11 protein-coding genes are annotated in these 11,386 nt (G+C 67.0%); 5 read left to right on the top strand and 6 right to left on the bottom strand.

Annotation, left to right across the window (positions count from 1 at the left end; genetic code table 11):
• Positions 1–19 precede the first annotated feature (19 nt).
• Positions 20–976 carry an electron transfer flavoprotein subunit alpha/FixB family protein gene (locus tag IEW02_RS10170; protein WP_188544671.1) on the bottom strand — a complete coding sequence of 319 codons (957 nt, stop codon included), beginning with the start codon at positions 974–976 and terminating at the stop codon, positions 20–22.
• A gap of 51 nt (positions 977–1,027) precedes the next feature.
• Positions 1,028–1,828 (bottom strand): electron transfer flavoprotein subunit beta/FixA family protein, encoded by an 801-nt coding sequence (locus IEW02_RS10165; RefSeq protein WP_188544670.1) that lies wholly within the window; start codon positions 1,826–1,828, stop codon positions 1,028–1,030.
• 186 nt (positions 1,829–2,014) lie between these two features.
• Here IEW02_RS10165 and IEW02_RS10160 point away from each other — a divergent pair, with 186 nt between their 5' ends.
• Genes IEW02_RS10160 through IEW02_RS10150 form a run of 3 tightly spaced genes read left to right on the top strand, consistent with a single transcriptional unit; the run spans position 2,015 to position 5,549 of the window.
• On the top strand, positions 2,015–2,782 hold the full coding sequence (locus IEW02_RS10160) for a class I SAM-dependent methyltransferase (RefSeq protein WP_188544669.1): 768 nt from the start codon (positions 2,015–2,017) through the stop codon (positions 2,780–2,782).
• An 18-nt stretch (positions 2,783–2,800) separates the two neighbouring features.
• Entirely contained in the window at positions 2,801–4,291 is a 1,491-nt protein-coding gene (locus tag IEW02_RS10155; RefSeq protein ID WP_188545273.1) for a 1,4-alpha-glucan branching protein domain-containing protein, read from the top strand.
• 7 nt (positions 4,292–4,298) lie between these two features.
• Positions 4,299–5,549: a glycosyltransferase family 4 protein gene (locus IEW02_RS10150; protein ID WP_188544668.1), complete on the top strand. Its 1,251-nt coding sequence runs from the start codon at positions 4,299–4,301 to the stop codon at positions 5,547–5,549.
• Positions 5,550–5,622: 73 nt separating this feature from the next.
• Here IEW02_RS10150 and IEW02_RS10145 read toward each other — a convergent pair whose 3' ends face one another.
• Positions 5,623–6,357 carry an acyltransferase gene (locus IEW02_RS10145; RefSeq protein WP_188544667.1) on the bottom strand — a complete coding sequence of 245 codons (735 nt, stop codon included), beginning with the start codon at positions 6,355–6,357 and terminating at the stop codon, positions 5,623–5,625.
• A gap of 47 nt (positions 6,358–6,404) precedes the next feature.
• Here IEW02_RS10145 and IEW02_RS10140 point away from each other — a divergent pair, with 47 nt between their 5' ends.
• Both IEW02_RS10140 and IEW02_RS10135 read left to right on the top strand, forming a co-directional pair.
• Positions 6,405–6,974 carry a dihydrofolate reductase family protein gene (locus IEW02_RS10140; RefSeq protein ID WP_188544666.1) on the top strand — a complete coding sequence of 190 codons (570 nt, stop codon included), beginning with the start codon at positions 6,405–6,407 and terminating at the stop codon, positions 6,972–6,974.
• A gap of 70 nt (positions 6,975–7,044) precedes the next feature.
• Complete coding sequence (locus IEW02_RS10135) at positions 7,045–8,373, top strand: outer membrane protein assembly factor BamB family protein (protein WP_188544665.1); 1,329 nt, start codon at positions 7,045–7,047, stop codon at positions 8,371–8,373.
• Here the strand turns inward: IEW02_RS10135 and IEW02_RS10130 are convergent.
• The 3 genes from IEW02_RS10130 to IEW02_RS10120 are packed head-to-tail and all read right to left on the bottom strand — an operon-like array spanning position 8,362 to position 11,366.
• Entirely contained in the window at positions 8,362–9,534 is a 1,173-nt protein-coding gene (locus IEW02_RS10130) for a THUMP-like domain-containing protein (protein ID WP_188545272.1), read from the bottom strand. The genes IEW02_RS10135 and IEW02_RS10130 overlap by 12 nt on opposite strands.
• Positions 9,531–10,553 (bottom strand): class I SAM-dependent methyltransferase, encoded by a 1,023-nt coding sequence (locus IEW02_RS10125; RefSeq protein ID WP_188544664.1) that lies wholly within the window; start codon positions 10,551–10,553, stop codon positions 9,531–9,533. The genes IEW02_RS10130 and IEW02_RS10125 overlap by 4 nt, the downstream gene beginning before the upstream one ends.
• A 33-nt stretch (positions 10,554–10,586) precedes the next feature.
• Positions 10,587–11,366, bottom strand: a complete 780-nt coding sequence (locus IEW02_RS10120; protein ID WP_188544663.1) for an enoyl-CoA hydratase/isomerase family protein — start codon at positions 11,364–11,366, stop codon at positions 10,587–10,589.
• Positions 11,367–11,386 lie beyond the last annotated feature (20 nt).

Genomic DNA, 11,386 nt, shown 5'->3' with positions numbered 1-11,386 from the left:
TCGTCGTGGAGAAAGGAAATCAGCCCTTGCGCTTCTTGACCGCGTCGGTGAGCTGCGGAGCGACGTTGAACAGGTCGCCCACCACTCCGTAGTCGGCGATCTCGAAGATCGGCGCCTCTTCGTCCTTGTTCACGGCGACGATGGTCTTCGACGTCTGCATGCCGGCGCGGTGCTGGATGGCGCCGGAGATGCCGAGTGCCACGTACAGCTGCGGGGAGACCGTCTTGCCGGTCTGACCCACCTGGAACTGACCCGGGTAGTAGCCGGAGTCGACGGCGGCGCGGGATGCACCGACTGCGGCACCGAGCGAATCGGCCAGGTCCTCGACGACGGAGAACTTGTCCGCGCTGCCGACGCCACGTCCACCGGACACCACGACCGAGGCCTCGGTCAGTTCCGGACGGTCGCCGCCGACGAGCGGGTCCTTCGACGTGATGCGGACGACGGCCTCGTCCTGTGCGGGGACCTCGACGTCGACGCGCTCACCGGCGCCGGGCTGGGGGTCGGCGTCGATGGCGCCGGGACGCAGGGTGATGACGGGGGTTGCGCCGTTGGACTTGGCCTCGACGATGAACGCACCGCCGAAGATGGAGTAGGTGGCGGTTCCGTCGGAGCCGATTCCGACGACGTCGGAGTGCAGTCCGGATCCGAGGCGAGCGGCCAGACGACCGGCAACTTCCTTGCCCTCGGTGCTCGACGCAGCGAGAATGGCTGCGGGAGAAACAGATTCGGCCAACGACGCGAGAACGTCGACCTTGGGGGTGATGAGGAAGCCGTCGATGTCGTCCGACTCGGCGACGTAGATCTTCGCGGCGCCTGCTTCGGTCAGCGCGTCGGCGACCTTGTCCGCGGTTCCGGCCGGGCCGGTGACGACCGCGGACGGCTCACCGAGCGCGCGCGCGGCGGTGATCAGTTCGCTGCTGACCTTCTTGAGCGTGCCGTCGGCATGCTCGATGAGTACGAGTACCTCTGCCATGAGTTCTTCTCCTGTGACTGTGACGAAAGTTCGGTGTCTACCGGGCGCGATCTAGATGATCTTCTGGCCGACGAGGTACTCGGCGATCTTGTCGCCGCCTTCTCCTTCGTCGGTGACGCGCTCGCCGGCCGTCTTCGGCGGCTTCGGGGTGGAGGAGGTGACTGTCGTGCCGGCGTTCGCCACGCCGACGGTCTCCGGGTCCACACCGATGTCGGCGAGGGTCAGGGTCTGCACGGTCTTCTTCTTCGCGGCCATGATGCCCTTGAAGGACGGGAACCGCGGCTCGTTGATCTTCTCGGTGACGCTGACGATCGCGGGCAGATCGGCCTCGAGGCCGAACACGCCCTCGTCGGTCTCGCGCTCGCCGCTGATCTTGCCGCCGGCCAGAACCAGCTTGCGCATCTGCGTGAGCTGAGGAATGCCCAGGTACTCCGCGATGATGGCGGGGACGGCGCCGATACGGCCGTCGGTGGCCTCGTTGCCGGCAATCACGATGTCGGCGGCTTCACCGTTCTCGAACTCCACCTGGCCGAGTGCGGCGGCGAGCGCCCACGAGGTCTGGATGGCGTCGGAGCCGTGCAGCGCGGGGTCGTTCAGGTGCACTGCGCTGTCGCATCCCATGGACAGGGCCTTGCGAATTGCCTCGGTGGCGCGGTCGGGGCCCGCCGAGAGAACCTTGACCTCGCCGCCGTCCTTCTCCTTGAGGAGGAGGGCTTCCTCGACAGCGCGCTCGTTGATCTCGTCGAGAACGGCGTCGGCGGCATCGCGGTCCAACGTGTAGTCACCGTCGGAGAGCTTGCGCTCGGACCATGTGTCCGGAACCTGCTTGATCAGTACGACAATGTTCGTCATGGGTCTTCGTCGACCTCCTGGTCTTGTCATCGCTGAACGCTGGTGCGTCAGTGCTGGGACCCTGCAAAGGGTGTGTACCGGACGTTACCCCATAGTTGGTTACTCGTCAGTAACTTACCCCGGATTGAGTACGAGATCACTGGTCGCGTGCCAGATCGACGGTGCGCAGGCATTAACCTCGCCCGAATGAACGACACGACGGCACTGCCCCTCACCGGCGAACGCACCGTGCCGGGAATCGACGAGGAGAACTACTGGTTCCGTCGACACGAGGTCGTCTACCGAGATCTCGCGCATCACGTCACCGATCGCATCGTGCTCGAGGCCGGATCGGGTGAGGGGTACGGGGCGGACCTGCTCGCGGCCACGGCGTCGCGGGTCATCGGTCTGGACTACGACGCGTTCACTGCCGACCACGTCGCCGTGAAGTATCCGCGGGTGTCGATGGTGCGCGGCAACCTCGCGACACTGCCTCTCGCGGACGGCTCGGTGGACGTGGTCGTCAATTTTCAGGTGATCGAACATCTCTGGGACCAAGTCCAGTTCCTCTCGGAGTGCCATCGCGTCCTGGCACCCGGCGGCATCCTGCTGATCAGCACCCCGAACCGCATCACGTTCTCACCGGGGCGCGACACACCGCTCAACCCGTTCCACACCCGCGAGCTGAACGCTGCCGAGTTGCGAGAGTTGTTGGAAGACGCCGGATTCGACGTGGACGACCTCACCGGTGTCCACCACGGCCCACGCCTGCGCGAGCTCGACGCCAAGCACGGCGGCTCGTTCATCGACGCCCAGATCGAACGAGCACTCGCCGGTCAGCCGTGGCCGCAGGAACTCGTCGACGACGTCACGAGCATCGGCGCCGACGATTTCGCTCTCACTCCCGACGACATCGACTCGAGTCTCGACCTCGTGGCCATCGCGTCGAAACCTGCACCGAAAGCCGTCACCTAGGTGGCCCGCGAAGCGGGAATGTTCTCCCTCGTTCTGCACTCCCATCTGCCCTGGCTCGCGCATCACGGACGGTGGCCGGTGGGCGAGGAATGGCTGTACCAGTCCTGGGCAGCGTCGTATCTCCCCGTCACACGGGTCCTCGAGAAATTGGCCGCCGAAGGCCGCACCGGGCTCGTCTCGCTCGGCGTGACTCCCGTGCTGGCAGCGCAACTCGACGATCCGCACAGTCTCGACGGCATGCATCACTGGCTCGCGAACTGGCAGCTCCGCGCCCGCGAGGCGGCCGGGTCCGCAGACGGCGATCGACGGGCGCTCGGAGTACGTGAACACGCGTTGTCGGCCGCTGCCCTCGACGACTTCGAAACACGGTGGCGGCATGGCGGATCGGGCGTGCTGCGCGGCTTGATCGACACCGGGGCCGTCGAACTTCTCGGCGGTCCGCTGATGCACCCGTTCCAGCCGCTCCTGAATCCTCGCCTGCGTGACTTCTCGCTCCGCGAAGGTCTTCTCGACGCACATCGTCGCTGGGGATCGACACCGTCCGGCATCTGGGCGCCGGAATGCGGATTCACCCCGGGAATGGAAAACGGTTACGCCGCAGCCGGAGTCGAACATTTCGTGGTCGACGGACCGGCTCTGCACGGCGACACCGCACTCGGCCGGCCGGTGGGTGAGACCGATGTGATCGCATTCGGTCGGGACCTGCCGGTGAGTTATCGGGTGTGGTCACCCAAGTCCGGCTACCCCGGCCACGCGGCGTACCGCGACTTCCACACCTACGACCACGTGAGCGGACTCAAGCCGGCCAGGGTGACCGGACGCCATGTCGCGGGCGGCGACAAGTCGCCCTACGACCCCGAGGCCGCATCGGCGGCCGTGGCCACTCATGTCGCCGATTTCGTCGACGTCGTCCGTGCGCGGCTGCGCAGCGAGTCCGAACGGCTCGGGCGACCCGCGCTGGTCGTCGCCGCGTTCGACACCGAACTCTTCGGACACTGGTGGCACGAAGGCCCGGAGTTCCTGGCCGCCGTGCTCCGCGCACTTCCCGACGCGGGGATCGACATCGGCACACTCGCCGATGCGCGGGACAGGGGCTTCGTCGGCGAACCGATCGCCCTCACCGACTCGTCGTGGGGATCGGGGAAGGACTGGCGAGTGTGGGCGGGTGAGCAGGTGGCCGACCTAGTGTCCCTGAACGACGAGGTGGTGCAGACCGCTCTCGACGCGGTGGACAAGGAGCGGGGGCAATCGGGCCTGCGCAACCGAGTGAACGACCAGGTACTGCGCGAAGCACTTCTCACGGTGTCGAGCGACTGGGCGTTCATGGTCAGCAAGGACTCCGCAGCGCAGTACGCTCGCGACCGAGCTCATCTGCACGCCCATGCCGTGCGCGAGATCACCGAGGCACTGATGCGGGGGCGTAGCCGTCGCGCCTCGGAACTCGCGTCCGGGTGGAACCGAGCGGACAACCTGTTTCCCGGTCTCGACGCCCGGCGACTGTCGAAATGAGGCGACGGTGAAAGTCCTGATCGTCTCGTGGGAGTACCCGCCCGTCGTGGTCGGCGGTCTCGGTCGCCACGTCCACCACCTCGCCACGGAACTCGCCGCAGCAGGCCACGAAGTGGTCGTGCTCTCGCGTCGGCCGACCGGTACGGACGCGTCCACTCACCCGACGATCAGCACCATCTCCGACGGTGTACTCGTGGTCGCCGTCGCGGAGGATCCCGCACACTTCGAGTTCGCCACCGACATGCTCGAGTGGACGCTCGCGATGGGTCACGCGATGGTCCGGTCGGGGCTCGCACTGGGCAAGCCCGGCCTCGGCGACGGGTGGCATCCCGACGTCGTGCACGCCCACGACTGGCTCGTCGCGCACCCGGCGATCGCCCTCGCCGAATTCTTCGACGTGCCACTGGTGTCGACGATTCACGCCACCGAAGCGGGTCGTCACAGCGGGTGGGTCTCGATGCGCGTCAACCGTCAGGTTCATTCCCTCGAATGGTGGCTCGCGAACGAATCCGACTCCGTCATCACGTGTTCCGCATCCATGGACGACGAGGTGAACCGTCTGTTCGGTCCGCTCGCGACGCCCGGGACCGTGATCCACAATGGAATCGACGTTCGCACGTGGCACTTCGAGCCTCGTCGGACACGCACCGGATCGCCACGTCTGCTGTTCGTGGGACGTCTCGAATACGAGAAGGGAATCCAGGACGCCATCGCGGCGCTCCCCCGAATCCGGCGAACCCATCCCGGCACGACACTGACGATCGCCGGTGACGGAACGCAGCTCGGGTGGTTGACGGAACTTGCTCGGACACACAGGGTGTCGAGATCGGTTCGGTTCGTCGGCACCCTCGATCACCAGCATCTGCTCGCCGAACTCCACGCGGCCGACGCCATCGTTCTGCCCAGCCGGTACGAGCCGTTCGGAATCATCGCCCTCGAGGCCGCCGCTGCCGGAACGCCCGTGATCGCGTCGACCGCCGGTGGTCTCGGCGACGCGGTGATGGACGGAGTCACCGGATCGTCGTTCGCACCGGGCGATGTGGCCGCCCTCGCGCGCGCGGTCCGGGGAGTACTCGACGACCCCGATGCGGCGCAGGCACGAGCCGTGGCCGCACGCGAGCGCCTCACCGTCGAATTCGGTTGGCCGGCAGTGGCAGCAGCGACCGTGCAGGTCTATCAACGCGCCAAGCGGCGGGTGCGGTTCCCATTGGGGAGACCCACGATCGCGGAACGGTTGCTGCCGGAACGGGATTCGTAGAGTTCGAGAGCCGAGCGCGAGTTCGAGAGGCCTGCAGGGCTATCGGGAGTGGGTTCGGCTCTCGAACGCAGGGTCAGAGCGCTTTCTTGCGCGCGATGTCCTCGAGCGCGGCAGCGTACTTCGCGCGATCCGCGGCCCCGGCGTCCCAGTCCGCCTTGCGGTTTCGCACCACTCGCGCCGGAGCGCCGACCGCGATGCTGTAATCGGGGATGTCGCCCTTGACGACGGCGTGCGATCCGAGCACGCACCCGCGACCGACGCGCGTCTCGCGCAGCACGGTGACCTTCGCGGCGATCCAGGTGTCGGGACCGATTCGAACGGGCGACTTGACGATGCCCTGATCCTTGATCGGCATCTCGATGTTGTCCATCCGATGATCGAAATCGCAGATGTAGCACCAGTCCGCGACCAGCGTGGACGCACCGATCTCGATGTCGAGGTAGGTGTTGACGACGTTGTCCTTGCCGAACACCACTTTGTCGCCGATGCGCAACGACCCCTCGTGACACCGGATGGCGTTGCCGTCACCGATGTGGACCCATCGACCGATCTCGAGGCGCGACAGATGCGGAGTCGAATGGATCTCCACTCGCCGTCCCAGGAAGACCATGCCCTTGAGAATCACGTGCGGATTGGCCATCTTGAACCGCAGCAGACGCACGTAGCGCACGAGGTACCAGGGTGTGTAGGCCTTGTGCTCGACGATCCACCGCAGCGAGGCCAGGGTGACGAAACGGGCCTGTTCGGGGTCACGGCGTCGGGACCCTCGCCATCGCGTCCGGAGCGGCGCGTTCCACATGCTCGTCATGGGTGCTCACCCTACGATGCTGAGCAGCCGGACGAACGGAGCCCTGGATGCGCAAGCTCGTGTACTACATCGGGACGTCACTGGACGGCTACATCGCCGGTCCGCAGAACCAGTTCGACTTCTTCCCGCTGTCCGACGAGATGGCCGCGTGGATCAATGCGCGCTACCCGGAGACGGTCCCGACGCACATCCGAGAGCACGTCGGCCTTCTCGACGCAGACAACCTGGCCTTCGACACGGTGCTCATGGGAAGGGGCACCTACGAACCGGCACGGTCGGTCGGCATCTCGAGTCCGTACGCGCACCTACGCCAATTCGTCGTCTCCACCTCGCTGGGTCCGATCGAAGACGACGCGGTCACCCTGGTGACCGACCCGGAGGACACCGTGCGGGCCCTCAAAGCCGAGGACGGCCTCGACATCTGGTTGGCGGGCGGCGGCGTACTCGCCGGCGCGCTGCTCCCCCACATCGACGAGTTGATCGTCAAGCGCTACCCGGTGGTGGCCGGATCGGGCGTCCCCATGATCTCGGGTTCGTTCGCTCCGACTCTGTTCGAGCCCACCCGGACGGAGAGCTTCCCGGGAGGTACAACGGTGACGTGGCTCGCGCGCCGATGACGATCCGGTCGGGTGCGCCCGTTAGTCTGTGCCTTCGGTCCATTCGCCTACCGCAGAAGCAGGAGTGTCCATGCTCGGCCATCGGTTCCCTCGGCGGTTGCTCACGTCGATCGCACTGGCCGCGGTAGGAGCACTCACGCTCGGCGGGTGCGGATCCGACGCGTCGGCCCCCATCGACATTCTGGCCACGCCGGGCTGGCCCGGATCGTTGGCGAACTCGCACAACAGCAGCTACTCCGAGGTCACCGGATCGCGGGATCTTTCCCTCGCATGGTCGCGTCCCCTCGGAGCGATCACGTCGACGCGGGCGACGGTCGGGCCCGAAGGTCAGATCACCCTCACCGTCGCTCCGAACGAGTCGAACGGGGGGTGCGTCGTCGCCTCGTTCCAGGACGAGTCGGGCCGCAAGCGCTTCTGCAACGGACTCGGGCCGTCTGCGGTGTCGTCGAGCGCGGTGTCCGACACCGTCTCGAACCTGTACGTCGGTGACGACGGCGGTATGACCTCGTTGAACGAACACGGTCAAGAACGTTGGCGCACACCGGTGTACGGGGTTCCGCGCTCGCCGCAGTTCACACCCGACGGGCGACTCCTCGTCGTCACCCAGTTCGGGCAGGTCAACGTGCTGTCGACGCAAACCGGTGTTGCCGAGGCTCCGACCTTCGATCTCGTTCCCCCGCCCGCGGCGTTGAACGCACCGGACACCTCACTCCTACCCGCCGACGCCGGCCTGGGGGCCTGCATCAACGGCGGCCCGGACTGCCCGGTGCCGTCGTCGCCCGCCTTCGACCTGGACAAGTCGATCGTCTACCTCGTTCTGTGGCGTCCCGGCGCCATCGCGCCCCAGCTGGTCGCCCTGACCTACACCGGCGGTGACTCGCCGTCCGTGGCCGAAGCGTGGTCGTCGCCACTCCTCGCCGCCTCCGCGACCTCGAGCCCGGTGCTCTCGTCCGACGGCGGGTCCATCTACCTGACCGATGTCGAGGGCACCGTGCGCGCGTACGACACCGCGCAGGGCAACGAGAAGTGGGCCTATTTCACGGGGCACCGCGCCACGGGCAGCCCCGCCGTCACACCCGACGGGTTGATCGTCCCGGCCGGCGGCGACGGTGCCCACCTGCTCGCGCTCCGGGACGCGGGTGATCGTCCCGAGGTGGTGTGGGAACGCGCCGACGTGGTGCAACAGGGCGCACCGGCACTGGCCTCCGGCAACACGGGATACACGGTGACCGGGACTCCGAATGCGTTGTCCGTCACGACCTTCGACACCGAAAACGGGACCACACTGGGGACCGTCGACCTCCCCGGCGCCGTCGGGTACTCGACGGGAACATCCATCGGCCCGGACGGTGAGGTCGTGGTGCCGACCGCGCTGGGCGAAGTCTTCCTACTGCGCTGACCCCCGCGCACGTGCTGTGCAGACGAAAGCGACCGCGCCGCGGCCGATTCGGGTGATCACGACAGCCATGGGACGAGTTCCCTTCAATTTCAGCCTGGGCCGCAGCACCGCGGGGTCCACGTCGATTCCGCGGACCAGGATCTCGGCCGACCCGCACTCGTGTGATGCCAACGCTTGCCGAAGCCCCTTCTCCGAGAACGTGATGCGATCGACGATCTCGAAGCCGTCGATACCCGGTGGCAGCGCGTCACCGGTCAGATACGCGATCCGCGGATCGAGTTGCCACAAGCGGTGTTTCGCGGCGAAGTGACGCACCAACCCGGCGCGGACCACGGCGCCGTCCGGGTCCACCAGGAATCGTCCGGGCGCGCGTTCGGGAATGTCGTCCGGCGCCGCGTCGGTGATCTCCCACGCCGTGCCGTCGTCGGCGAGTACGGAGGCGCGGCGGCGAACGCCCTCCTCGGCCAACCCGGGCGACCACAGGCATGCTTCGCGCACACCACCCGCCAGAGAGACGATCTCCACCTCTCCGTCCCACCCCAGCCGGTCGAAGTCGAGACCGGGTGCGCACTTGACGACGATGTCCCGATCCCGGTACGCGGCAACGAGATCGGGCAACGGCGGCTCCAGTGCGGCGGGATCGTGTCGGCGTCGCCCGCCCGCCCGTCGCCCGGGATCGGCCACGATCACGGTGCCGCGGGTCACCGGCACGAGTGCGTCCGCGCGCAGCACCGGCACATCGGGAACGTTGACCTGCGCCATGGCCAACCGCACACGATCGAGATCACTGCCCACCACCGTCTCGGCGCATGTCCGAAGCGAGTCGAGCTCGGATCCGATCGAACAGGTGACGTCGTGTACCCGTCTGCCGACCAGTCGCCGCGCACGGCGTCGCGCCACCAGCTCGGGAGTGGACTGCTGCAGAGAATCGTCGGTGAACAGCCAGCCCCGCGCGGACGGCAGCTTCGCAGATGCCTTGCGTCGCAAGCGAACCGTCTCGATCAGAGCGGCGGCGCGGTCACCGAACAAACCCCGTGCCCGCGTGATGTCGACGATGTGCGAGGCAGGGGTGAGGGCGAACGAGTCGATCTCGGTGAGAGCTGCGTCGGACGTGGCCCCCGAGAGGTAGGCCACATCTTCGGCAGTGAAGGTGTAACTCAGTTGTTCGGCTTCACGCCGGTGATCATCACGTTGTAGAAGAAGCCGCGGGGTACGACGTGCTTGAGAACCTTGTCGTCGACCCAGCTGAGGGACTTCCACCCGTTGAACGCGAACTTGGCCCAGCCCCAGCCGAGCTTCTCCGCAGGAACTGCAGCTTCGAAGGTACGCACCGGCCAGCCGAGCAGCGCGGCGGCGAACTCCTCCGTCTTGGCCTGCACACCCACTGCTCCCGCCGCTCGCGCGATGTTCTCCAGTTCCGCAGGGTCGAACGTGTGCAGGTCGACGACCGCTTCGAGTGCCGCGGCGCGCGAACTCTCGTCGAGCTCCGTCTGCGACTTGCGCCAGTCGGCCAGGAACGGCAACCGGGTCGCGCGCGTCGTCGTCTCCCAAGTGAGGCGTCCGAGCCAGCGAGCGTAGAAGTTGCCGACGGTGGTGGGCTCACCCGCGAACACGAAGCGGCCACCGGGTTTGAGCACGCGAAGCACCTCGCGAAGCGATTGCTCCACGTCCGGAATGTGATGCAGCACAGCGTGTCCGACGACGAGATCGAACGTGTCGTCGTCGTACGGGATGGTCTCGGCGTCCGCTACGCGGCCGTCGACGTCCAGTCCCAGATTCTCGGCGTTGCGCAGGGCAACCTTGACCATGCCCGGCGAGAGGTCGGTGACCGATCCCGTGGCCGCGACCCCACCTTGCATCAGGTTGAGAAGAAAGAACCCGGTGCCGCAACCCAGTTCGAGGGCGCGTCCGTACGGCAGCTTCTCTCCCCCGGCAACGGCGTCGAAGCGTCCCCGCGCATAGTCGATGCAGCGCTCGTCGTACGAGATCGACCACTTGTCGTCGTACGTCTCCGCTTCCCAGTCGTGGTAGAGCACCTGGGCCAGCTTCGTGTCCGAGCGTGCCGCTTCGACCTCTTCGGCACTCGCGTGTGGCCGGGGAGCCGGATCGCCTTCCTGGCCGCCGGGTAGGCCGGAGGCCGGTCCGGTTTTGTGCGGTCGATCGTCGCGGCTTGCAGTCATTACGGCAGCCTAACTGTTGCGCCGCCCGGCGAACTAGTCGCCGGTGAACTCCGCCTTGCCCGGACCGTTCTCCACGAAGGACGTCATGCCGATCGTGCGGTCCTCGGTCGCGAAGAGCGCGGCGAACAGGTGCGCCTCGATCTTGAGACCCGTCACGAGGTCGGTGTCCAGGCCCTCGTCCACCGCGGCCTTCGCAGCAGCCAGGGCGCGGGCGGCGCCGGTGGTGAACTGCGACGCCCATGCCCGTGCCGCGTTGTACACCTCGTCGGGCGCCACGACCTCGTCGACCAGGCCGATACGCAGCGCTTCCTCGGCGCCGACGAAGCGACCCGTGAAGATCATGTCCTTCGCCCTACTCGGGCCGATCAAGCGCGCCAACCGCTGCGTCCCGCCGCCGCCGGGAATCACGCCGAGCGTCGTTTCCGGTACACCGAGCTTCGCGTTGTCACCGGCAATGCGGCGGTCGGCCGACAACGCGACCTCGAGCCCGCCGCCGAGTGCGTACCCGGTGATCGCGGCCACTGTCGGCTTGGGAATCGATGCGACAGCGCCGAGTCCGGCCTGCAAGCTTCCGATGGCGTCGGTCATCTGACCGAACGACATCTGCGCCATTTCCTTGATGTCGGCGCCCGCGGCGAAGACCTTCTCCCCGCCGTAGACGATCACCGCGCGCACGGAACGGTCGTCCGTCGCCGCCTGCGCGGCCGCGCCGATCTCGTCCTGCATCTGCCGGTTCAGGGCGTTCATGGGTGGGCGAGCCAAGCGAATGGTGCCGATACCGTCCTGGACCTCGAGGGTCACGAATTCAGCCATGCCCGGACAGTACCGATGGA

This window comes from Rhodococcoides trifolii (assembly GCF_014635345.1).
GTDB classification, from domain to species: Bacteria; Actinomycetota; Actinomycetes; order Mycobacteriales; family Mycobacteriaceae; genus Rhodococcoides; species Rhodococcoides trifolii.
Note: the sequence above shows the minus strand (reverse complement) of the source record. Positions and strands in the feature narration are given on the sequence as shown.

Coding starts and splice junctions, on each gene's coding strand:
- IEW02_RS10125 (WP_188544664.1), bottom strand. CDS start 10,553: ATGACTGCAAGCCGCGACGATCGACCGCACAAAACCGGACCGGCCTCC.
- IEW02_RS10155 (WP_188545273.1), top strand. CDS start 2,801: ATGTTCTCCCTCGTTCTGCACTCCCATCTGCCCTGGCTCGCGCATCAC.
- IEW02_RS10170 (WP_188544671.1), bottom strand. CDS start 976: ATGGCAGAGGTACTCGTACTCATCGAGCATGCCGACGGCACGCTCAAG.
- IEW02_RS10160 (WP_188544669.1), top strand. CDS start 2,015: ATGAACGACACGACGGCACTGCCCCTCACCGGCGAACGCACCGTGCCG.
- IEW02_RS10140 (WP_188544666.1), top strand. CDS start 6,405: ATGCGCAAGCTCGTGTACTACATCGGGACGTCACTGGACGGCTACATC.
- IEW02_RS10165 (WP_188544670.1), bottom strand. CDS start 1,828: ATGACGAACATTGTCGTACTGATCAAGCAGGTTCCGGACACATGGTCC.
- IEW02_RS10135 (WP_188544665.1), top strand. CDS start 7,045: ATGCTCGGCCATCGGTTCCCTCGGCGGTTGCTCACGTCGATCGCACTG.
- IEW02_RS10145 (WP_188544667.1), bottom strand. CDS start 6,357: ATGACGAGCATGTGGAACGCGCCGCTCCGGACGCGATGGCGAGGGTCC.
- IEW02_RS10120 (WP_188544663.1), bottom strand. CDS start 11,366: ATGGCTGAATTCGTGACCCTCGAGGTCCAGGACGGTATCGGCACCATT.